Genomic DNA, 23406 nt, shown 5'->3' with positions numbered 1-23406 from the left:
AAATTTTCCCCATTTCCAATCAAATTAAACAAAAAAAAGCAACTCGCGAAAATAATTACGCAAGTTGTCAATTTTTTTTACTTTCTATTAGGTTATTCACAAACAACCATTTCACGCTTAAAATTACCCTTTTGCACAATCGCACGGTCTACTATTGATAATCCGGCAATGGCTATTTTGTCGTCCATTGGTTCAATCGTTACGATGACCACTCTTTTAGCTATTCTTCTCGCATGCATAATGATGCTCTGTTGCAAGTCACTCGAAGCATGTGTAAATAAATTATACGGCATATCAATTATTGCAACATCATAGCCAGCAGATGCTTCTTCAATCGGGCCAATTTGTACATTCGGTTCATACCCGAAATGGCGTAAATTAATTTGAGAACCCCAAACAACCCGCTTATTTATATCTCGTCCTTCAATCGGAATTCCCATACTCATTGCCTCAACTAAAACCGTTCCAATACCGCAGCATGGATCAATAATACGTAGACCATCCGGGAATGGCGCAGCGATATTGACAAGAGCCCTTGCATCACGCGTGCTCAGTGCAGTAGAATACATTTCCGGCTTTTGCATATGCTTCAGCCATATAGATTCCCCATGCACTAATTCACCGAAATAAAATTTATCCTCATATACAACAAGCCCAAATTCCACATCCGGCTCGTCTAAGTTTGGTTCTGCCGGAATAGCTAAACCAATTTCTTTCATATATTCGTTGCGGATTGGTCGTGCTATTTTCGGTTCAATGCCCGCATCTGAAGTATTCAAGCAACTAATTTTAAACGTCTTTTCTTTCAACTCAATTGTCGAAGCAAACGCGACTAGTTCTTGAAGTGTTGTAGCCTCATACCAAATATCCAAGCGTAAACGCATAAACGGACTGCGACTTGGCTCTATTTTTCGCTCACTCAAAAGGACATTACCTTCTACATGGAAATTAAAAAATGTGCGCATTTCCAGTCGTGAAAGCTCGTACTCATCCTTTCGCCAAGCAAAACTATATATAAATTTCATGTTTACTTACAATTCAATCGTTTCTAATAATTGCGCAACAAAATGATAAAGCAGTTCATATACTTGTTGGATTGTTAACTGGTCATTAAATCCTTCTAAACAGTCCACAGCAACATTCAGCTCCCATAAACCCTCTTGCGCCGAAAATGAGGCACTGCTGCTACCTAATGCCGATTTCACATGTTCTTTTAAATAGCTACGAATGGCATCACCATGCTTTTTTTGTATCTTCAGCCCAAAAAGTGCCGTATATAAACGAAAGGCATCATCATATTCGATTGCCATTACGTCTACGCGAATATCTTGAAATTGTGTACACTCTGCAAAAATAAATTCACCTTGATTTTCCTTTAAATAACCAATTGGTGTATTTGTAAATGCTACATCTGCCACTGCAATAGTCTCTTCTGTCTCTTTACTACAACGCTCTACTACTTCTAAATTTAAAATCATCGTTATCTTCCTCTCTTAGTACCCTGTGGACACGATCAAAATGTTCAATTTGATGTCCCTTTTTTATATTAAAATAGATTATTTTTTTGAAAAGATTACTCGTCATTCATTTACTTTTTTTCGCCAAGAAAATAAATCTTGTTTGGAGCGAATGGTAGAAGTAATTATGACTGCGCTAAATGAAAATAAGACAAGCCCTGTAAACCAAAAGCCTGATGTTCCGATTAAATTAAGCGTTCCAAGTATGAAGGAACCTGCCACAACGCCCATCGAGAAAAAGGCATAAAAGTAGCCATATGCTTTCCCCCTCGTTTCTTTTGTCGTGGATTCGATTAAAATCGTATTAATTGCAGGGAAGAAAAAAGCAAATCCCATGCCGTACAATGCAAGCGCGGCGTACAATGTTAGCGTTGTTGTTGACTGACCTATAATAATTTGACTAATTCCTAATACCGTAACACCGATGAGTAATGTATAGCTTGAATTAATATAATCAAAAATTCGATTGGTTGGTAATAGGAAAATGAGTACGGCAACAATACCAAATACACTCATTAACGTACCAGACATCCGCGAGCTATACCCTAACTCTTCCACATACATTGGTAATAAATAGGCTAAAACACCTTGCGAAAACATGAGAAAAAAAGCGCCCCCATATGCTTTCATTAATCCATTATTCCATTGTAGCTTGTCCTTTATCTGTGAACTTGATTTTTTAGTTAATGGCGTGTTACGTAAAAATAAAAGCAGCCCTATTAAAGATAAAAATCCATAAAGAGCAACAAAACTTAAGACATTCGGCACAGAAATTTTACTTGCTAATATGCCACCCGTAGCTGGACCAACAATTGCCGCGATTCCGACGAAAGAACCTGTAATCGCACTTCCGCTCCCCTGCTTTGAATTTGCAGTTGTATTCGCTAATAACGTAAAAGCAGCTGGTGTGATAAAGCCACTACTAAAGCCATGTATACAACGGACAATTAACAAAGTCGTCGTGTCATCAACAATTTGATACGCAAGTAATGATAGAACGGACGCACATAAGCCAAAAATAAGTATTTTAAATGCACCAATTTTGTCAGTGAATACCCCTGAAAAAATATTCCCAAACGTATTCATAAAGGAATACATTCCGACAACGATCCCTGCGATAAATGTTGTCGCACCAACAGAAAGTGCATATGTACTCATGACAGGTAACTGAACAAATAAATCAAAAAATGAGAAGAAAATGATTGCATAGACAAGCCATTGCTTTGGAATCGGCTTAACATGTGATTGTGGTTGCATTTTCTTTAATTTTAGCTCATAAATAAAATTCCCAAACGGAATAAATGCAACGGCAATGGCAGAAATGGACCAAAATATATTCCATTGAATACGGATTTGAACAATAGCAATTGCGATTATATATAAAACGAATATCCCACCGTGTAAACTACCATTAATCGTGACGAAAATTGGCAAATTTGCAAAATATTTAAGTGGCATCGCGATAAATAAGAGCGTAATAAGTGATAAGCCATCTAAGATTCCCATTATTCTTAAAAAACGTATCGGATGAATGGCCAACTCCCCCTCCCACAGCAAAATCGTACATCTCATTATAGCATGGTGTAGGACAAGAAACCTATTTGAAACAAATATTCATCCGATAATCCGTCGATTCGTGTCTAAATTTAGAAAAATTCGTCATGACTAGGAATCCTATTTATGATCTTCCAAAAAATCTTTACTGAAGCTTGTTTTAGAAGCATTACTTGATTTTTTTGCGCGAACTCCCCTTTGCAAAACCCCTTTACCAAACTTCTTTTCAATTGAATGAACGAGTTCGACAATCGGCTCCTCTTTCGCATGCTGTTCAAAGTTAAACAAATTCAATTGCTGTGTCGTTTCTGCTTGGTCGACAACATTGGAAACAGTAATGCCCACGAGCCTTATCGGTGTTTCATCCCAGTTTTGGATAAATAGATTCCAAGCAATGTCATAAATTGCATCCGCATTTTGAAGTGCATTTCGAACAGATTTACTACGGGTTTGATTCTTCCATTCAAAGTTACGAATTTGAATACTGACCGTTGTACCTACTAAATATTTCGCCTTTAAACGCTCCGCTACACTACGACTGAGCTTTTCGAACGTCTCTTTTAAAATGTAGTACTCTGTTTCATCCCTTGGTAATGTTGTGGAATTACCCACACTTTTAGTATCATAAATCGAATTGGGGTCGACATTTCGCTCGTCTATCCCATTCGCTCTATTTTTTAAGCGTACTCCATTTTTCCCTAAATCCTTTTGTAGCATACGTTCATCAGTATTTGCCAAGTCTCCTATTGTCGAAATTCCAAATGTCGCCAATTTTTTTGCAGTGCTCTCACCTATTCCGTGCATCTCGATAACTTTTTGAGGCCATAACAATTGTTGGATTTCTCGCTTTCTCAATACAGTAATTCCGAGTGGCTTTTTCATATCCGATGCGGTCTTTGCTAAAAACTTGTTCGGCGCAATGCCTATCGAACATGGTAAATCGAGTTCTTCCATAATACGTTGCTGGATCTCCTCTGCAATTTTCACAGGATGCTGTGTTTTGGCACGTTCTGTAATATCTAAATAACCTTCATCTATTGACACCGGTTCAACAAGTTCGGTATAGCTTCGTAATATCGAAAATATGGCAGCACTTGCGACCCGGTATTTTGCAAAATCAGGTGGTAACAAAAGCAGCTGTGGACATTTTCTTTTTGCTTCTCCAACCGTCATTGTTGTATAAATCCCGTGCGCTCTTGCTTCATATGAACTTGTCACAATAATCCCTCGGCGCTCTTTCACATTCCCTGCAATCGCAATCGGTTTTCCTTTTAAGCTTGGATTATGTGCTTGTTCAACCGACGCATAAAAACTATTCATATCCACATGAAAAATAACTCTTCCTGCCACTATTACCACCGCCTCTGCTTCTATTTTAATATGAAAAATGTTCAGAATCAAAAAAATCCGAACCTCAGAAATTGAAGTTCGGACCATTTATTATTTTCTTTTCACTCGGTAAATCACAAATAGCATAATAAACCAAAGTGGCGTGAGCATTAACGCTGTTCGAGTCGCTTCTGAAACCGCCATAATTACTAGTAAAAATGCGAAGAAAGCTAAAACTAAATAGTTAATAAACGGTGTTAATGGTGCTTTAAAAATAGAAGTTGCATGTAATTCCGGGTGACGCTTTTTGTAAATAATATGCGAAATTAAAATGATACTCCATACCCAAATAAAACAAATCGCACTAATCGTCGTAACAATTTCAAAGGCATCCTCTGGCATGAAATAGCTTAATAATGCCCCAATTGACACGACAATTGCAGAAAAAACTAAGCCATTTTGTGGCACGCTTCTTTTATTTAATTTCCCGAATTTTTTTGAAGCTTGGCCATTTGAACCTAGGCTAAACAACATGCGGCTCGTTGAAAATAAACCACTATTTCCGGCAGATGCTGCTGATGTCAATACAACAAAATTAATAATACCTGCTGCCGCTGGGATGCCGACTAAAGCAAAGACCTGTACAAATGGAGAGCTTTCCGCACTTAATGTATCCCACGGATTAATTGTTAAAATAACGAATAACGCACCTACGTAAAATAATAAAATACGTAGTGGAATTTTATTAATCGCGGAAGGAATATTTTTTTGTGGATTCGCTGTTTCCGCTGCTGATACGCCGACTAATTCCATTCCGACAAAGGCAAAGACTACCATTTGGAAAGCCATTAAGAAGCCAAATGCGCCATTCGGGAATAATCCGCCATGCTCCCAAAGATTTGATACGGCCACTTGTCCTGTATTTGTTTCAAATCCAATAATTAATAAAACAATTCCGATTGCAATTAATGCAATAATCGTAAAAATTTTAACGAGCGCAAACCAAAACTCTAACTCACCGAAAAGTTTTACGGTTAATAAATTTAATCCAAGCAATATGACTAAACATGCAATTGCTGGTACCCATTGCGGGATGTCAAACCAATACTGCGTGTACATACCAACCGCGATGATGTCGGCCATTGCTGTCATTATCCAGCAAAACCAATACGTCCATCCTGTCACATAGCCCGCCCAATCACCTATATATTCTGTCGCAAATTCAGTAAATGATTGATAGCCACCTTTTGATAGTAGTAATTCTCCTAATGCACGCATGACGAAAAATAGTGCTATACCGACAATTAAATACGCCAAAATAATAGATGGTCCTGCTAATGCAATCGCTTTACCCGAGCCTAAAAATAACCCTGTCCCAATCGTTCCACCAATTGCGATTAATTGAACATGTCGATTTTTTAGTTCGCGTTTTAATTGTTGTTGTGCCAAGATGATTCCCTCCGATGACATTATTTTGTTCCATCTTTTCAGTACGGATTGAAATAATAGCGATGTGGCTCGCGGTGAATCAATTTTTCTGAAAATAAAAAGAGACTGATCCTAAATGGAATCAGTCCCTTAAACGTAAGAATAACAACGTTATTTTATACACTAAAAATAACAACGTTTTATATTACCCTTCTGTCCTTTTGCCTGAGATTATGAACCCTTCGGCGTCGCAATGATGCGCTCTCTCCAGAAACTGCTCCCGTCTGTAGTTTTATCCACAACGATCTACGCAATGATACTTTATGCATTTGTATGCCTATTAGTTGTCTAAATTTTTAGACATCTAATAGTTCGCGTCCAACTCTATTATTGTACTACAACATATCTTATCAACTAATTTGTTATAAAACAATGACTAATTTTCATTAACAACTTTTTTCACCTGCATCAATTAGCATATTCCTTACGTTTCTATTCGATTCTATTCGTAAGATAGAGAATTTTCGAATAAAAAATTACACCCTAAATCTTATTAAGTAGTGGAATAATAGATTAAGTAACCCTAGTATATTCAAATTCTTTTAAAATAGAGCTTGAAAACCATTTTATATGATATTACCTTTTCTAGGAAGGGAGGAATAAAAAATGAAAATAACTTTTGAAGAATTACCTGAATCAAGGATTGCTTATTTTCGAAACGTTGGAGAGTACGGTGAAAAGCAAAATAAAGAATTAATGGAGTCATTTAAAAGGTGGGTACAGTTGAATGGGTTATTTTATAATTCTACAATTTTAGGTATACCACAAGATAACCCAGAAATTACTCCTAAAGAGGAATGTCGTTATGATGTTAGCGTTGTAATAGATAAAGACTTTAAAGTGGCAGAGCCAGCTCAGGTTGGTACGTTTTCTGGGGGAAAATATGCTGTTTTCTTGCTTGACCATACAAAAGAGGCAGTCAGTGAATTTTGGGGCACTATTTTTTCTGAAATAGAAAAAAATAATCTATCAATAAGAGAGCAGCAACCCATTATTGAAAGGTATACTTCACAAATGATAGATAATAATTTGTGTGAAATATTAGTTCCTATACAGTAATGAAATTGGAGAAGGGCTATTTATAAGCCCTTTTCCTCTACTGAATTCGAATGACTATTACGAGTAATGGACCATTCTACCAATCCCATTCCATTACCTGCACTTATTTTTGTGAGAATCCGTCCAAATTATTATAGATAATCTATAGTGTAAAATATTAATATCACCCCAACTATACACATAATCCAGGATAATGCAGAACTTGAACTTCTTGATATTTTATTACGAAGGTTAACTAAGATAGGGTTTATCAACTTTCCAAATAATTTATATCCCAAAAATATAAGCAGAGCTGGTAGAACCATAATAATATTGTATGCTGCTATAATTGGAAGCCACTGATAATAAGGTATATCTATTGTCGTTAATAAGCCAATAGCGGCAAAATACGGTAATGCTGTGCCTGCCTCAATGATAAAAGTCGTAACACCAATAATAATAATCGAGAATATGCTCTGAGTTTTAGGCTTTGGGATATTACTTTTATTATTTGCAGGGATAAAAAAGCTAGCAATAAATAAAATCAACCCTAATACAAAAATTCCCCAGCTAAATATTTTATTTTGAAAAATGTTTGAAAATGCTTCCATAATTAAATTTAGGCCTAACATCATGATGATACCTAACGAAAAATATAGTAGCACGACCGTAAATAGATATGCTGATAATCTTGAAGTCAAATTTTTATTGTCAGTTAAAACCAGGAATAAAGTAACACCAATAATTGTAGGGCTTAATGTATCTAAAAGAGCTAAGCCACCCAAATATATTAATATATCTGTTCCCATCTTTCCCTCCACACAATTATGTTCAAATAACTATGTTTTATTACCGAGATAATGTATATATGCCTTTTCCATAAAGTTAAGGACTCCTTTATCAATTGGATATAGGCTATACTTTCTTGATTCCTCGGATGACATTCTAATATCCCAAAGTTTATCTAAAAATTCTTCTTCGTCATTAAAGTCTTCTCCTATTTTTACATCCATCCTCTTAATGATATTTTGAATTCGTGTATTACTATAACTAAGATGCATATATTTTTTTAATTGTCCTACTAACGCAATCCACTCTAAAGAGTCTGGATCACTGCTAGCCATTTTTGGGAGTTTTCCTAATACTTCTATGTTTTTTAAATTAAATTCATCTCGATTATTTTTTATTACTTCCTTAGAATCCTTATTATTATATAAATCCATAATTTTTTTAATTCTAAATTCTTCTCCATCAATTGCTATACCGTTTATTAGTTCCCTTAAACTACTTTCAATCTTTGATAGACGCTCCTTTTCACTTATAACGTAAGATAGTTGTTTTAGTAGACTATTGGACCAATCCCATTCTTCGGACTCTAACATCATTTTGATTTCACTTAATTGAAATCCTATAGTTTTTAAGAATTGTATTTGCTGAAGTTTCTTCAACTCAGAGTTTGAGTATAATCGATGACCTCCTTCAGTTTTTGATACAGGTTTCAGAAGTCCTATTTTGTCATAATATCTCAAGGTTCTAACTGATACACCGCTCAGTTTTTTAAATTCGTTAATATGAAACAAACTAATACCCTACTTTCTTATTCATTTGTAGTATTAAAAAACATGATTTTTAATACGTAACCAATTCCTAAGCCAATTAGCACCCCTGGAAAAGCATTATCAAAAAACAAACCTACTCCTGCCCCAATAATAACGCAAGCATAAATAATAATATCGGCTTTCTTCATAATAGGATTCTCCTTTAAAATTAGTTATAAAGTAAAAGCTCTAATAACAGTATAAAAGATGACGCAAGGTCACTTTCAACTAATTTAAACATCCCACTGTAATCAGGTTTAATAAGGGAGAAAAATGCTTAAACAAACAACCGTAAATTTATTTTTAGTACTAATTTTACTTTCAGGCTGTTCAACAAGAGAGGAAGAAGTAGTCGCAAATAAAGAATCCATAGATGATATTGAGGAGATTATGATATATTTTGCAAGTACAGCTGTTGTGTTTTTCCAAGCGAAACAAATGAAATATAAGCCAATTTTACGGTTTATGATGACGGATTTTAAAAACAAACTAGCAATCAGAGAACAACCAATTATTGAAAGATATACTTCAAAAATGATTGATAATCATTTATGTAAAATATTAGTTCCTATACAGTAAAAAAAAAAATGGAGAAGGGCTCTTTTTACGCCCTTTTCCACCACTGAATTCAAATAGCTGTTCTATTCGTCATTTTCATTTCACCGCTACTTGATAGGACGCAGTGTCGATTTCACCTAATTCACGGATGATATGCTTATTTCTCTTTACTGTTGGTTTTTCGGTAGAATAGAATTGGATGGACGAGATGTGCCATAAATCCCCGTCACAAATACGAGTTAATACGGGCTGCAATAACGTAACTTCCTTTTCTTGAAGCTTAATTTTTACAAAGTGCTTATGCAGTACGTTGTCATGCCAATGGGTCATGTTCATTGGATCAACTGAGGTAATTTTCAATGGCCCTTTTATTTCTACCAAATAATTATTATTATTGAAAAACTGCTGCACTTGCTGTTCTTTATGTTGATTCATGATTTCCGCAATCGTGTATGCGTCCTCATTGCACTCTACTTCAACGTCAATATTGAAATCGCCTATTTGTTCAAGGAGCTCAAATACTGTTAATTGCTCATCAAAGAATTGTTCTTTCCAATCTGGTCGCCACTTGTCTAACGCTAGGCAAATAAATAGTCCCGAATCATAGCAACTTTTACGGATAGCTAACATACTTTCTTTCGCATCTATTAGTGATTTCCCATATAAATGAAAAACATCATCCACCGTTTGATTCGTAACAAGGAGATAAGTTTTTAGCTCACAATAAAAAGCTGGTCCTTCAATCGATTCCATCAGTTGTTCATATTGTACGAATTCAGAAAACAATATCGCACGTTTTTTCCGAATGGCAATAAATTGCTTTAACGCTTGCAATTTTTCAAACTCATTTTTTAATAATATCGCGTCGGCTAATAATGCACGCTCTTTTACCCGATACGCAATGTTTTGAGCATCTTCTGTGTACATGACCCCACTGATTTCATTCGGAAAACGCTTTTCATCCTGCAAATATTGAAAGCCGTGAAATAATTCATGAACGACGATTGCCATTAATTGTGGGAAGGTTTCATAGCGATTTTTATCCACTATCGCTGTTGGATAATCTTCAAAGATTAGCAATCCATCCGCTATAAAGCGCTCATCTTTTGGAATCTTGAAGTATTGTTCATTTGGAAATTTAGGATGATGAAATACATAAACATCATTTTCATCATAAATGGCAAACGCGACTTTTTTAAAATTTGGCCAAATTGTATGCAAAAACTCAGGTGTCTGCCTTTGTATCATTTGATTGATTTCTAGTTGTTTCAATATGCACCTCCAATGAAATCTGTCTCTAATTGCATTAGTTCCTACATAAAAACTCTTCCATAAAACGTTTCTTCATTTCCGGCCATTCCTCACTAGTGATGCTATACATAACGGTATGACGTATTGTGCCCTCTTTTTGAATCATATGATTGCGTAAAATGCCTTCTTTTACAGCACCTAGACGCTCAATCGCTTTTTGCGAGCGGACATTTTCATGACCTGTTTTAATTTGAATTCGATTGAATCTAAGTTCTTCAAAACCGTATTGCAATAATAAAAATTTGCAATTTGTATTTATATTCGAACGCCAATTTGCTGGTGTAAGCCAAGTAGAGCCGATTTCGAGGCGTTTATGCGCCATTGAAATATCCATATAAGAAGTCGAGCCAATAATTTCATTCGTTTGCGCATCGACTATCACGAATGGATAGTCGGTTTTGGCATCTCTTTTATGTATTGCATCTTCTACATAATGAACGACACTTTCCCGGTCTAATAACGTTACCGACATATGCTCCCAAATTTCAGGGAAACGCGCGGCATTTAATATTCCGTCTATATGCTCTGTATTAATAGGTTCTAATTTTACAATATTATTTTGTAAGGCTTTCATCTACTTGACCCCACCTTTAACAGTTCAATTTCGTTAAATATTCAATTTTCCATTCAAGCAAGTAACAATAATTGTTCGACAACTTCATCCATTGTCGCAACAATTTTGCCGTTTCGCTTAATGAGCCCGACAACGAATAAATTGCGGTAAATAAATTGATTTTCTGTGCCATCTTCAATTAATGCATCAATTTTTTTCGTATTCGTACGTCCCAACTGGCGAACATCAGAAAACAGCGCAATAATTGGTCGATTTAACATCGAAAACGCACCGATTTCCGCTGCCACACCCGAGTCAATCTCAATGCCATCAATAACAGCAATTAATACATCACTTACTTGCAAGCTCGCTAAATCAGCCTCTGCAATGGCTAAGCTATTGGCATAACTATTTTTATCATTTATGGCACCATTTTCTTGTGGCACATACAAGTCAATCGTTGGTACAGCTTCCCGTATTTTCGCAGCTAACACCTCATTGACGTACCGATCTCCAATTGAAAATAATCCATTTGCTAAATATGCTTTCATCATTTTTACTCCCTTTTCCACAATTCAATTTCGATTACTTTATTTTTGTACTTACAATTATTTTCCATATCATAACAACAAACAATGCAAAGAGGAACAATCCGAATGGAAGCCCTAGCGCAATATCGTCACTAACAGAAATTTCGATACTTTCATACACAAGAAAGGCAAATAACATGTTTATAATGTTTTTCATATAATTTAGCATTTGACGACTATTTAAATAAAAGGCGTGGACATTCGCTTCACATAGCCTTTCCGGGTAATTATGAACATGTGGATAACGTTCAATTAGCTCCATGAAAAACGTAATTAGAATAGCAATAACTGGCAAAATTAGAAGCTCATATTTTGACCCCCAACGATCAACCTCTCCTGCCGCATTGAAATGGGCAGCTACTTGTGCAGGCAAGGACGACCATTTCAAAAGTAAGTAAAGCACCATTGCAACAAGTGATGCGTACCCAATAATATTCGCTACACGTTCTGAATTAGATTTTTCGATATGTAATACCGGTCGATAATAGGTATTCATTCACTAACACCACCTTTTCCTTTTATACGAGTCAAGGCGCTACAAAGTTCCAAATATTCGAAATATTGTTCAATTTACATTGGATGGCTCGAAAAAACACGCACATCCCACTCTAATGGTGTTGCGTGTTTTTCGTTGCCACGTTATTTTATAATGTGGCTTCTTCTGTTTCATTTTCTAGCATTTTGTGCAAGTATTGAACAATTTCACGAATGCCTTCTAGTGAATTCACTAAAATATCTGGATCAATACAAGAAATCATGCGATCTTCTAAATTCGCAACCGCCGTAAAATATTTCGTTTTCTCATAATTCACCAAACCCATTTGCTTAATTATAGAGGGATCAAAATTTAGTATTTCTCTTGCATCCGAAACATATAAACCATAGTTCACAAGCTCGGTATTTAAAATAATGATACGGGCAATATCACCAGATGTCGAACGATTATATAAAATTCGTTGCAAATCAATTACTGGAATAAGCTCCCCACGATTTCTCGTGAAGCCTAATAAATAATTGGGTAAATGCGGAATCGGGGTCACACGCTCTAGCTTTTCAATCGATACAACTTGCTCAATTGGTACCGCATATTCCTCATTTCCACATGCGAAAACGACCGATTTTTCAAATTTCATTTTGTCACCTCTTAATTTGTTGTTTGTTTCACTATTGCCACTAATAAATCAGCTAATTTTTCTAACTCTTCAACAGGCATTCTTTCATTTGTCGTGTGAATTTCTTCATAGCCTACAGATAAATTTACTGTTGGAATCCCGAAGCCTGCAATTACATTTGCATCGCTACCGCCACCAGAAATACCTAACAACGGTGTACGATCCACTGCTTCTACGGCAGCCATCGCGATTTGAACAACTTTATCTTGTTCCGTTACGCGGAAGCCTGGGTACATTAATTTTACTTCTACCTCTGCACGACCACCATTTTCCTCTGCAATTCGCTCAAATGTTTCTTTCATATGTGCGGTTTGCACGTGTAATTTGGTTTCATCGATTGAACGGGCTTCCGCAAGAATATTTACTTCATCACAAACGATATTTGTCGCTTGTCCACCTTCAAAACGACCGATATTTGCTGTTGTTTCTTCATCTAAACGACCTAATTTCATTTGAGCAACCGCTTTAGCAGCAAGTGTAATGGCCGAAATCCCTTTTTCCGGTGCAACCCCTGCATGGGCTTTTTTACCGATTACTTTCGCAGAAACTTTCGCCTGGAATGGAGCGGCTACGACGATCCCCCCAACTTTTCCATCACTATCAACCGCGAAACCATATTTTGCAATAATATGTGCCGGATCTAATTCTTTTGCACCGACTAAGCCACTCTCTTCACCAGCAGTAATAATGAATTGAATCGTTCCATGTTCAATATTTTGTTCTTTTAATCGACGTGCCATTTCAAATAAAGCGGCCATCCCTGCTTTATCGTCTGCACCTAAAATGGTTGTGCCATCCGAATAAATATAGCCATCTTCACGGATCTCAGGCTTTATCCCTTTACCCGGTACGACTGTATCCATATGTACAGTAAAGTAAATCGGATCAATTGCCTTATCCCCATGCAATGTTGCAATAATATTTCCTGCGCCATGGCCGTTGCGTGTATGTGCATCATCCTGGAAAACGTCAAAGCCCATTTCCGTAAGTTTTTCCACTATTACTGGTGCAATGACTTCCTCATGCTTTGTTTCAGAATCTATTTGTACTAACTCTAAAAATTCATTGACTAAACGACTATTCATCTCGAAACACTCCTCATTATATAGACTATTTTATGCCTTATTTTACGCCCCTATTTTTGAAAAAACAATGCTTGTTCATCCGATTAGTAAATGACTTGCTTTTGTGTCATAATTTCTTGTTTTTTCTCTAAAGAAACGTCTAGCTTCATTTGAAGTTGCTGCAAAGTATTATTAACATCATCTTGCACGCGTGAAATTTGATTCATGGATGTAGAAATTTTTGAATGGATTGACCAAGCTGAGAAGATATCATCAAAGAAATAATCAGCAAATTTCACCAATCCATCCGTATCAATATTTAAAGTGTCCTGTTTCATTTGTTGAACATCTAATAATTCATTATGAAAGCGTTGCAACGAAATTTGGGCATTGTGAATCTTACTATTGGATTCATCTAGCTTGTCATGTTTCAAAGCGGTCGCAATAAACCCACCACCGAAATATGTGTCCCACGTTGAATACGAGCTGGCACTCTTCAACGAATGGGCAGCATCAGTTAAGGTACGTATAGCATTTTTCCCCGCATCTATCGCTTCATGAATTTCTATTACTAATTGCTTCAATAGTAGTTCATCTTCTAATAGCTTCGTTAATTTTTCCGCAACATGTGGGGCATGCTGCATAAGCCACAATTCTCGTTTTCGTTCCAATTTTTGAAGTTCTTGCGCGACATAGGACTCATTTACTGCATTAATTTTATGTACAAGGTCGACCAAATCATCCTTTAAATCTTCATGCGTTAATTGCGCTTCAATAAACTTCAATTCGCTAACTGCCACGACATCAAGACGCTGCTCAATCAGCTCATCTTTTTTCCCAGACCATTCACGGAACAAATTAAGTATCGATGTTTTTTCCAGTTTCTGAAGCTCTTTTTTCGCCGCTATCAGTTCGGATTCATAATGCTTTAATTCGCGATTTGCATGTTGAATTAATTTTTCAAGCGTCGTATGCTGCTTCTTCCATTTATCGACGTTCAGTAATTGTAATCGGTAATTTTCAGCTTGCTGTTGTAATTGCTCCCATTCCATAGAAAACGCCCCCTTATATATTACAGTGTAATATGTTTAACTAGTGCTTGTCTAAGAGGTTTTTGGTTAAATTGATTTCTTTTGCATATTTAATACATTTAATACAGGTTTAGTTGGTGCTTTTTACGGTCGTTTGAAGACTTCTTTCAAACCAAATTGTCCATATATAATAAAATACTCGCTCCTAATATAAGAGCAAGTACTAATTTATTTCTGCCATATACCGTAATGAAATTTAGCTGTTAAGCGTACATCTCGTACAAAATCATATTGCTCAAAAAATTCGGATTTATAGTGGGCTTTTAATACGACGCGTTTTTTCGCAACTCGTTTCGCCTCACGAATCCACTCTGCATCAAGTGCGATATGACTTCCAGCATGGCGCAATGCTTCAAAATTCGTCGCTTCTTCAATGACTTCCTCAAACATTGGATCCATATACACAACATCAAAGCTATTGTCTGGTTGCTGTTGTAAAAAATCTACCGCTTTTGTATGAACAACTTCTATTTGACGCATGCATTCCGTCAATGGAAGCTCTGTTGTATCATACGTTTTCATGCCATTTTGAACAATGAATGCAATATTTTGATCCACTTCAAGGCCGATTACTCGTCCTACTGCCCCCACCGCATAAGCCGCAACCATACTGTCTGAACCAATGCCAAGCGTACAATCTAAAAAAGAATCGCCGCTCAGCAATTGACAAGCTTTTAATAAGGGCTCTTCCTCACCGCGCGCCACTCGTTTCAAACGAAATGCAGCAGAGTTTGGATGGAAAAAGAACGGCGACTCAGCACCATTTGCATAATATTCATATCGATTTTTTCCAGCGACAATGATATTCGCTGTATATTCGTCCATCAGCTTTGAAACCGAACGCTTTTTCCGCGGAACCACTTTTGCATTTAACGCTTGACACGCAGCATTGACAAGCTGTAAGGACAGGTCATCCGGTCTTCCAGCTGTTGTGACAATGGTTTTTACTCCGCACATACTTGCTTTAATACATCTGATAAATGCTCACGAATTTGTTCCATTGGATAGCCTTCAATTTGGTCACGTGGAATAAAATACGCTAATTGCCCATCTTTTAAAATAGCCATTGAAGGTGAGCTTGGTGGCACTTCATCAAAATAACCGCGCATCGCAACTGTTGCTTCCGGATCTTGGCCCGCAAACACCGTCACTAAATGATCAGGCTTTATTTCAGCAACCGCTTCACGAGCTGCTGGACGAGCTAAGCCCGCTGCACATCCACATACCGAGTTGATAACAACTAAAGAAGTTCCTTTCGTTTCCGCCATAAACTCATGCACACTATCTGCAGTTGTTAATTGTGTAAAACCGGCATTTTCCAGCTCATCACGCATAGGTTGCGTTACTTGTCTCATATATTCATCGTAAGCATTTGTCATTTTTCATAACCTCTTTCTTTTTCATATGTATTCACAAAGCCTAGTATAGCAGGGTTTTTGGTGGTTGTACAAAGATTGGATTTCACCAAAATTCACCTACATTAAGAATTTCTGTTGCTTTTTTGTTGCTTTGGTTACTTTTACGTTGTCGAATTTTACATTGAAATATTCTCAATATAACTTTTCTGCTTTTTTCATATGTAATTGATTTTGATAATTTATTCCACAAAAATAGCCCTCCACAATTCTGTGGAAGGTCTATTTTTTATACTCTATAACCTGTAATTTATATGACTGACCATCGATTTCAATTTCCCTCAATTCCGCTAAGTTAATTCCTATTCGGGCATCTTCAAAAAATAACATGCTTACTCCATTAAAATTCATTACTTCCATTTCGGACGCACGAGTGTTCTATTAATTTATCTTATCCCTTCTAGCTGATTAAGAACTGATTTAAAGTCCTGTAATTCCCCAATATCTCGGAAGTTTGTAAATGGATTACCTACAACTCTAATTCGTTCCAATACAGCATTTATTGTAAATTTTTCTGGTCTTAAGGAATCATTCACCTCATCCCAATTTAATGGCGTTGCTATTAGTCCTTTTTCGTTTCCGCGTGTCGAATAAGGTGCAATAATTGTCTTACCCTCCCGATGCTGTACATAGTCTAAATATAATTTATTACCTCGATTTTTCTTTAGGCGTTCTGTGGTAAACCATTGTGGATACTGCTTTACTAAAAAATTGCAGACAAACTCAGTGAAAATCCCTGTTTCTTCATAAGTAAATGTATCAATAGGTAACGGAATATATATTTGCATCCCTTTCCCTCCCGAGGTTTTTATAAAAGATTTCAACTTAAATTGATCAAATATAGCCTTCATTTTTACAGCAGCACTGATAGCTAAGTCAAATTCATTAACTGACGGTGGATCTAAATCAAATACAATTTCGGAAGGCTTCTCAGTATTCATAGTTTGAAACGGTATGTGAAACTCTAATGCAAGTTGATTCCCTAGCCACAAAAGGGTTTCGATATTATTACAAAGGATAAAATTAGTACCCTCCACATGTTCAGTTGAAACAAATTCCGGAATGTTGTCTGGACTATTTTTCTGATAAAAACTTTCTCCTAGTGCACCATGAGGAAATCGAATAACCGTTAATAGACGGTCACGCAAGAAAGGCATCATATGTGGGGCTACGGTTTGCAAATATAATAAATATTCGTCTTTATTGATACCTATTATTGGCCAAACAGGTTTGTTTGGATGAGTTACTTGTACCGCTTCTGGAATTGGTTGAAGCTGTCGTTGCATTTGTTGCCAAATACATTGGTCGGGATTCAAATCAAACCTAAATACATGGAATTGTGGTTCTCTTAATTTACTTCCATCAAAATCAATGCATGCAATATCGACACAAACTGATGGTTCAACTGAAATTGTTTCATTTACTTTTCTTCCATTGGACTGAAAGAAAGTAATAAGTGTTTTCATCTCTTCTTCCCGTAAGCCGTGTTTAAATGTGACAATCTCAATCAAATTATCATCTTGGTAAACACCACCACTAAAATAGCCATTTCCTGTGTCATACTTGAACACAATCACCGAAACGAATCGCCAATTCTTTATCTTCAACCAATTTTTTGACCGAGTATCACTCAGCCATTTACTCATCTTTTTCTTAGCGATCATTCCTTCTCCATTGTAAATTTTAATACTATTCCATAAGTCTTCACTTTCCACAAATACGTCAATTGACTGAAGTCGCTTTGTATTTTCATAGTTAATTTTTATTGGAAGTTGGACACCTCTAAAAAGCTTATCTAGTATCTGCTTACGAGTCGTTATATAACGATTAAATTGATCTTCACCTCTATATTTCAGAAGGTCGAATACTACATAGTGACAAGGAAATTTTCTAGCGTGTTCTGTAATAACTTCCTTGTTACGCATCCGACCTCTTTGCTGAACAATAGAAAAGTTACTTTGAATATTATTTACTAAATAAACAAGTTCCCCATCTAAGAATAAAGGTAAATGAGCTTTAATCGATTCGTATATTTCATTACAAAAAGCTATAATCTCAGGAAACATTTTATTTAACTCATTATCGTTTCTACTTTTTAGGATTGGCACTTTTTCTACCCACTCTAACGTACATCGAAAGCCATCGTATTTGGTTTCATAAAGCCATTCATCACCCATAGGGATTTCGTTGGAATCTGTTAACAACATAGGTTTCATTATGTAGACCTCTTTTTTCCTTAGTTTTTGATTAATAACTATTACTAATACATAAAAATTCAATAAAAATTAATAATAAGAAGATTAAATAATAAAAAGTAGGTGTACTATGCATACAGTTTGGAAAGGTAGTATTAGTTTTGGGCTTGTAAATATCCCGGTTAAACTTCACACAGCAACAGAAAATAAAGATATAAAATTACGCCAGTTACACAAAGAATGTAATACACCCATTAGCTATAAAAAAGTTTGTGAAGGTTGCAGCAAAGAAGTTACAGAAGAGGATATTGTAAAGGCATACGAATACGCGAAAAATAAATTTGTGGTATTAGATGCAGAAGAATTAGAAAATTTAAGAAAAGAAAACGAAGATAAGGCAGTAGAAATAATTGATTTTGTGAAACTAGAAGAAATTGACCCTATTTATTTTGAAAAAACCTACTTTTTATCTCCTGACACAACAGGTTCTAAGGCATACGCGTTGTTACGGAAAACATTAGAGGAATCTGGTAAAATAGGTGTTGCGAAGATTATTATACGATCCAAAGAGCAACTGGCTGTTGTCCGAGTTTATAAAGAAGCTTTGGTTATGGAGACAATACATTTCCCCGATGAAGTCAGAAGTGTTAGTGATGTTCCAAACATACCTAATGTAGATGCTGTTGTTCAAAATGAACTTGATACTGCACTTATGTTAGTTGAACAATTGACAACAATCTTTAATCCCGAGAAATATAATGATGAATATAGAACGGCATTAATGGAATTAATAGAAGAGAAAAAATCTAACAGTACAGTTACTGTTAGCGACAAACGACCTTTACCCGATAACGTTACTGATCTAATGTCAGCGTTACAAGCTTCCCTTGATAAAACTAAAAAGCCTGCTACAAGAAAAAGAACTACTAAAGCCAAGAAAAACGCTTAATAACTACAATTTTATCTAGTCGCAGCGCTTGTACTCGCTGCGGCTTATTTTTTTCTATCATACAGGCACACGGCTAATTAAGTGCACTTCCATTTCATAGAATATAGCGTAAAGTAATTTAACTTTACAAATCCTCTTCCATATTTCCTTAAAAGGGTCACTTTTAAACAAGTGATCCTTTTAATAGTTTCTTTAATACTAATACATATATTTTTCCATAACCGCCCAAGCTCGTCGGTATGTTACATCACAACTATTTTGACTAGGTGTTTTACCACTTCTCACCAAAATAAATCCCCTTTTCTCAAGGACAGCGATTGCCATATCTAATTCTTATAATAGGATAATGCAAATTTAGCCTTACAAAAAATCTCTTCTTTTACAAGCCTCTTGTAATTAAACCGAGGGCCACTTTCGATGTGGCCCTCACAATATTCTTCTGTCGTCACAACAGGCTGCCTTTAATCCCAGTCCATTCAAAGGTTATAAAAATTGCCCAGAAACTTGAACGCAAATCTAGTATTTTCAATTTCAAAATCCCCGGCTCTTTACTACTATTACTAAATAATTTTGACGAAGTGTATAGTAACCCTTTTTAGTGATAAAATCCGATATTCCCTATTAAATTTGCAAATCAGTTTCATAAAACCCCAAAATTTGTTACAATAAGTTGGAAATTCCATTTTTTGAAGGGAGCACTTTATATGTTTAGCAAACTTTCCATTATTTTCTCTGTAATAGGGACTGTTTTAATGAGTTCTTCTTACATTTATCCAAATAACTTTGAAATTCTTATGATATCGGGATTAACTTTACTTATAATAAGTTTATTATTAAGTTCTACTGCTTTATTTAAGAGAGAACAAGGAAAAACGAAGTTTTTACCTGTTGTAGCGTTTTTCATTTTAAGTTTTATAATTACCTGGAACGAACCGTTTCAAATTGTAAGATTGCTAACTTGGATTAAAAATTAATCAAATTAACCGTCAATTAGTTTTCAACTTCTTACACTCTTTTTTACTACACATTTTTTTAATTCCGAACAATGGTATGGATCCAAATAAAGTTTTCGGAATCCATACACGAACATTCACAAATTATTCAGTAACGCCCAAACACTTTTGCAGATGCTATATAGAAGTTATCTAGTCTTATATGAATACAATCTACTTTCGACTATTCGTATATTTCTTCTAATGTTTTTCGTATTGTTGCATTTTCTCAAGGATTTAATAATTTCATGGTATTACCTATGCTTTTCAACTACAAAATTACAATCACTTACCGTTAACGCTCCTTACCACACATTTTATTTCGAATGCTACGTACTAAATCGCCTCTAAATAATGCATCGTGTATCCGTCTTTACTTTTAACCTCTTCTGCCAATTGTTAGAATTTGCTTACAATTTATTATTTCCATAATTTAAATCTTCCATTAAAATGTTATTTCTTGTATATTTGTCTTATTAAGTTAATTAATAGGAGAATTTAAAGTGCCTTTTACTGATAAATTAAAAATTATGAAAAAAATAGAAAAACTAAGATCCCAATTGATAAATGTTGGGATGGAAAAAGGTCTAACCCATCCAAATACTATTAAAATAAGTCAAGATCTTGATAAGTTGTTAAATGAATACGGAACGAAATAATTAGGTAATTACGTTCTTCTCTCGGTAAAATGTTGATTAACTTTTAACTTTAAATCGACTTACACCCCATTGTTTTGACCTTTCCAAATAAATATAATTTTCTTGAGTCCATTGATGTTCCTGCCATAAATTGCGCCATCCTTTGATGAGATGCTGTTTGATTGTTTGTTAAATGGCCACCGATTTGACGCGTTTCCCCATCAGTAAACTTGAAGAGCACGATCACTCTCATCATCCATCACATCATCAATGGAGTAAGTTCGATCCACATAAAACGGTACGCCACCTTGTAAATGGATCCGTAAATTATGCTGTTCGTAATTACAACGACAATTATGGATATCAACATCTGCTTTTCGTTCGATATCTTTAAATTTGTATACATGCCCCTCGAACTCAAAGAATCTAGCTGGTTCACGATAGTCGCCGTAAATAGCAGAGTTATTTTCTAAAAAATCCTTTAATTCATGGGAGCTTTAACCCCTTCACAACAGAATTTATGTTCCATTTTTAGCATGAGGTATTTTTGAAAACAAAAAAAATCAGGCTCAAAATTAATTGACACCTGATCGTAAATATATAGAATTGGAGGCAGTCTAATTTCAGTTCAAATATCTTTAATATTTTCACATAAAATTACTATTAACCGTGTCTATTCATTAATAATTTGTTTTTTTTGAACGCAGAGATAAGCGTAATGCATACTATTGAGATAATTCCAATAAAAAACATCAAGAACCCTATTGGGATTAAAAAGAATGCCGGTTCTACTAAAGTACCATCTTCTGCTACACTACTACCAATTACAGTACTCACAATAAAACAAATAACCCCTAAAAGTATCGGTGTAGAAGCAATTAGATATTTTTTCATTATTTTTTTCCTCCATATAATTTATAATTTTCAAATTCCGTTCCAACATTGCCGCAAAACAAAAACCAAAATATTCCATAAATACAATTATCATTTTTTAAACATGTTGATAATTCCTTTTATTTCGTAAGGTACCTCCTTAACTTCTAATGCTAGAATAACTAAAAATATATCTTAAGTCAATTATTTTTTATTGATAATCAATAAAAATATATTGTTATTCACACCTTACATTTACAATGTGTTAGATGTATTTTTTCTTTGCCGAAAAAAGGTGAGCTCAGCTAACGTGAAATAAACAAAAAAGTCCGTCGTGACTGCTAATAAACAGTAATGACGGGCTAAACATTGTTATTTAGTTACTGATCGATGAATGATTATAAACTTAAGGCCTGCATAATCCCATTTGTCATTGACCCTTTATCGAACTTATCTAACGAGGATCTATCGATGAATTTTTATTATCAGCTTATTGTAATTCATCTCTCAATGCGTTTTTTTCGTAGCTGATGTAAATTCCAATTTGTCCACTTCTTCTATTTTAATTGATAATTTAGCATTAAATAACGTTTGCTCAGCTTTACGGGAATTGAGCAAACCTTTTTGTATATCTGATTGGTGCACCAGTAAATCAGATAATTATAACTAGTATCTGTTATTATTTTTTAAGCAGCTGGCGTAATCCGTTCGATCCTGCAGCGTTGCCTTGACAACGATTATGTAATAACTCACCAATCAATCAAATTGATTTTGATTTATCCTACCAGTTAAACCGTACGTTTTAACGATGGTATTTGTATGATTAATAAACTTTTGCTTATCCTCAATCAAGTTAGAATCAGCTGGCGCATGCGTAATCTTGTCGCCTTGTTTAATACCTATTTTTTAGCTGATGTGACTTTGATAATTGATAAATTTTTGCTATTTTATTAAGTTAAAACGCATTTTGAAACTAATCTTCAACAAGTAAAGCCAACAAATTGTTGACTTAACTTGTTAAACTAATGTACTTTAACTTAAATACCTATAGAGTCTTAAATTTCTTTAATAATCTCTATTCTGTTTCCAAAAGGATCTCTAAACTCAAATCGTTCAAAATTGGGAATTGGTACTGAATCCAAAATTTTTATTTCATTTTCTACTAATACTTTCCTCCAATAAGATACATCTTCTACCTGGTAAGCTAAATGGGCTTTTGTAGATAATCTATCAAAACCATCTTCTGTTCCCACATGTACCTCTTTATCACCAACTTTTAACCAAAAGCCACCTCTACCTCGAAGTGAAACTGGCTTTTCAATTGCCTCTAATCCTAAAACGTTACAATAAAAATTTTTACCTTCCTCTTCAGCACCTTTTGGAATAGTTATTTGTGCGTGATGTAATCCTAGAATCATGCATTTTCCCCCTAAGTATTAAAACAATATCTATTCTTACAATTATTAATTCGTTGTTTATAC

The 23406-nt window shown here is 35.2% G+C and carries 24 protein-coding genes, 1 pseudogene and 1 riboswitch; of the genes and pseudogenes, 4 read left to right on the top strand and 21 right to left on the bottom strand.

The window, feature by feature from the left end; genetic code table 11:
- Positions 1 to 92: 92 nt before the first annotated feature.
- From CSE16_RS07875 to CSE16_RS07855, 5 genes are all read right to left on the bottom strand, one after another.
- Complete coding sequence (locus CSE16_RS07875) at positions 93 to 923, bottom strand: TRM11 family SAM-dependent methyltransferase (protein ID WP_253896202.1); 831 nt, start codon at positions 921 to 923, stop codon at positions 93 to 95.
- A gap of 108 nt (positions 924 to 1031) precedes the next feature.
- Positions 1032 to 1478 (bottom strand): protoporphyrinogen oxidase, encoded by a 447-nt coding sequence (locus CSE16_RS07870; protein WP_099423392.1) that lies wholly within the window; start codon positions 1476 to 1478, stop codon positions 1032 to 1034.
- A 102-nt stretch (positions 1479 to 1580) separates the two neighbouring features.
- Positions 1581 to 3056 (bottom strand): MFS transporter, encoded by a 1476-nt coding sequence (locus tag CSE16_RS07865; RefSeq protein ID WP_099423391.1) that lies wholly within the window; start codon positions 3054 to 3056, stop codon positions 1581 to 1583.
- Positions 3057 to 3191: 135 nt separating this feature from the next.
- Positions 3192 to 4421, bottom strand: coding sequence for a DNA polymerase IV (locus CSE16_RS07860; protein WP_099425785.1), 1230 nt, complete (start codon positions 4419 to 4421; stop codon positions 3192 to 3194).
- A gap of 90 nt (positions 4422 to 4511) precedes the next feature.
- The gene (locus tag CSE16_RS07855; RefSeq protein WP_099423390.1) at positions 4512 to 5849 is read right to left on the bottom strand and encodes an amino acid permease; all 1338 of its coding nucleotides are present in this window, start codon (positions 5847 to 5849) and stop codon (positions 4512 to 4514) included.
- A gap of 182 nt (positions 5850 to 6031) precedes the next feature.
- A riboswitch (glycine riboswitch) is annotated at positions 6032 to 6109 on the bottom strand.
- 385 nt (positions 6110 to 6494) lie between these two features.
- Here CSE16_RS07855 and CSE16_RS07850 point away from each other — a divergent pair.
- Positions 6495 to 6947 carry an AraC family transcriptional regulator gene (locus CSE16_RS07850; protein WP_099423389.1) on the top strand — a complete coding sequence of 151 codons (453 nt, stop codon included), beginning with the start codon at positions 6495 to 6497 and terminating at the stop codon, positions 6945 to 6947.
- 131 nt (positions 6948 to 7078) lie between these two features.
- Here CSE16_RS07850 and CSE16_RS07845 read toward each other — a convergent pair whose 3' ends face one another.
- From CSE16_RS07845 to CSE16_RS21535, 3 genes are read right to left on the bottom strand one after another with little or no spacing between them, the layout of a single operon-like run.
- Entirely contained in the window at positions 7079 to 7735 is a 657-nt protein-coding gene (locus tag CSE16_RS07845) for a GAP family protein (protein WP_099423388.1), read from the bottom strand.
- 30 nt (positions 7736 to 7765) lie between these two features.
- On the bottom strand, positions 7766 to 8506 hold the full coding sequence (locus CSE16_RS07840; protein WP_099423387.1) for a MerR family transcriptional regulator: 741 nt from the start codon (positions 8504 to 8506) through the stop codon (positions 7766 to 7768).
- Positions 8507 to 8523: 17 nt separating this feature from the next.
- Entirely contained in the window at positions 8524 to 8673 is a 150-nt protein-coding gene (locus CSE16_RS21535; RefSeq protein ID WP_172954364.1) for a hypothetical protein, read from the bottom strand.
- Positions 8674 to 9004: 331 nt separating this feature from the next.
- Between CSE16_RS21535 and CSE16_RS07835 the strand changes: the two are divergent.
- Positions 9005 to 9103, top strand: a pseudogene (locus CSE16_RS07835) (transcriptional regulator); the annotation flags it as partial.
- 75 nt (positions 9104 to 9178) lie between these two features.
- Here CSE16_RS07835 and CSE16_RS07830 read toward each other — a convergent pair.
- The 10 genes from CSE16_RS07830 to CSE16_RS07785 form a co-directional block, all read right to left on the bottom strand.
- Positions 9179 to 10354, bottom strand: a complete 1176-nt coding sequence (locus tag CSE16_RS07830) for a hypothetical protein (RefSeq protein WP_099423386.1) — start codon at positions 10352 to 10354, stop codon at positions 9179 to 9181.
- A 34-nt stretch (positions 10355 to 10388) separates the two neighbouring features.
- Positions 10389 to 10967: a GNAT family N-acetyltransferase gene (locus tag CSE16_RS07825; RefSeq protein WP_099423385.1), complete on the bottom strand. Its 579-nt coding sequence runs from the start codon at positions 10965 to 10967 to the stop codon at positions 10389 to 10391.
- Between the two features lie 53 nt (positions 10968 to 11020).
- On the bottom strand, positions 11021 to 11497 hold the full coding sequence (locus CSE16_RS07820) for a nucleoside 2-deoxyribosyltransferase (protein WP_099423384.1): 477 nt from the start codon (positions 11495 to 11497) through the stop codon (positions 11021 to 11023).
- A gap of 34 nt (positions 11498 to 11531) precedes the next feature.
- Positions 11532 to 12032: a DUF1648 domain-containing protein gene (locus CSE16_RS07815; RefSeq protein ID WP_099423383.1), complete on the bottom strand. Its 501-nt coding sequence runs from the start codon at positions 12030 to 12032 to the stop codon at positions 11532 to 11534.
- A 148-nt stretch (positions 12033 to 12180) separates the two neighbouring features.
- On the bottom strand, positions 12181 to 12669 hold the full coding sequence (locus tag CSE16_RS07810; protein ID WP_099423382.1) for a chemotaxis protein CheW: 489 nt from the start codon (positions 12667 to 12669) through the stop codon (positions 12181 to 12183).
- 11 nt (positions 12670 to 12680) lie between these two features.
- Positions 12681 to 13793 (bottom strand): M20/M25/M40 family metallo-hydrolase, encoded by a 1113-nt coding sequence (locus CSE16_RS07805; protein WP_099423381.1) that lies wholly within the window; start codon positions 13791 to 13793, stop codon positions 12681 to 12683.
- An 83-nt stretch (positions 13794 to 13876) separates the two neighbouring features.
- Positions 13877 to 14824: a hypothetical protein gene (locus CSE16_RS07800; RefSeq protein WP_099423380.1), complete on the bottom strand. Its 948-nt coding sequence runs from the start codon at positions 14822 to 14824 to the stop codon at positions 13877 to 13879.
- A gap of 207 nt (positions 14825 to 15031) precedes the next feature.
- Positions 15032 to 15820, bottom strand: a complete 789-nt coding sequence (locus tag CSE16_RS07795) for a class I SAM-dependent methyltransferase (protein ID WP_099423379.1) — start codon at positions 15818 to 15820, stop codon at positions 15032 to 15034.
- Positions 15808 to 16242, bottom strand: coding sequence for a BrxA/BrxB family bacilliredoxin (locus tag CSE16_RS07790; RefSeq protein ID WP_099423378.1), 435 nt, complete (start codon positions 16240 to 16242; stop codon positions 15808 to 15810). Before CSE16_RS07790 ends, CSE16_RS07795 begins: the two co-directional genes overlap by 13 nt.
- Positions 16243 to 16664: 422 nt before the next feature.
- Entirely contained in the window at positions 16665 to 18494 is a 1830-nt protein-coding gene (locus tag CSE16_RS07785; RefSeq protein ID WP_099423377.1) for a DNA ligase D, read from the bottom strand.
- Between the two features lie 109 nt (positions 18495 to 18603).
- Here CSE16_RS07785 and CSE16_RS07780 point away from each other — a divergent pair, with 109 nt between their 5' ends.
- Both CSE16_RS07780 and CSE16_RS07770 read left to right on the top strand, forming a co-directional pair.
- Positions 18604 to 19422 carry a non-homologous end joining protein Ku gene (locus CSE16_RS07780; protein ID WP_099423376.1) on the top strand — a complete coding sequence of 273 codons (819 nt, stop codon included), beginning with the start codon at positions 18604 to 18606 and terminating at the stop codon, positions 19420 to 19422.
- Between the two features lie 1495 nt (positions 19423 to 20917).
- The gene (locus tag CSE16_RS07770; RefSeq protein WP_371514579.1) at positions 20918 to 21073 is read left to right on the top strand and encodes an aspartyl-phosphate phosphatase Spo0E family protein; all 156 of its coding nucleotides are present in this window, start codon (positions 20918 to 20920) and stop codon (positions 21071 to 21073) included.
- Positions 21074 to 21122: 49 nt separating this feature from the next.
- Here the strand turns inward: CSE16_RS07770 and CSE16_RS21285 are convergent, their stop codons facing one another.
- From CSE16_RS21285 to CSE16_RS07760, 3 genes are all read right to left on the bottom strand, one after another.
- Positions 21123 to 21308: a hypothetical protein gene (locus CSE16_RS21285; RefSeq protein WP_157764770.1), complete on the bottom strand. Its 186-nt coding sequence runs from the start codon at positions 21306 to 21308 to the stop codon at positions 21123 to 21125.
- Between the two features lie 407 nt (positions 21309 to 21715).
- Positions 21716 to 21946, bottom strand: a complete 231-nt coding sequence (locus CSE16_RS07765; RefSeq protein ID WP_099423374.1) for a DUF3955 domain-containing protein — start codon at positions 21944 to 21946, stop codon at positions 21716 to 21718.
- Positions 21947 to 22980: 1034 nt separating this feature from the next.
- Complete coding sequence (locus CSE16_RS07760; protein ID WP_099423373.1) at positions 22981 to 23343, bottom strand: VOC family protein; 363 nt, start codon at positions 23341 to 23343, stop codon at positions 22981 to 22983.
- Positions 23344 to 23406 lie beyond the last annotated feature (63 nt).

Origin of the sequence: Solibacillus sp. R5-41 (assembly GCF_002736105.1) — a bacterium.
Taxonomy (GTDB): Bacteria; Bacillota; Bacilli; order Bacillales_A; family Planococcaceae; genus Solibacillus.
The sequence above is the reverse complement of the archived record's forward strand: the minus strand, read 5'-3'. Positions and strand labels throughout refer to the sequence as shown.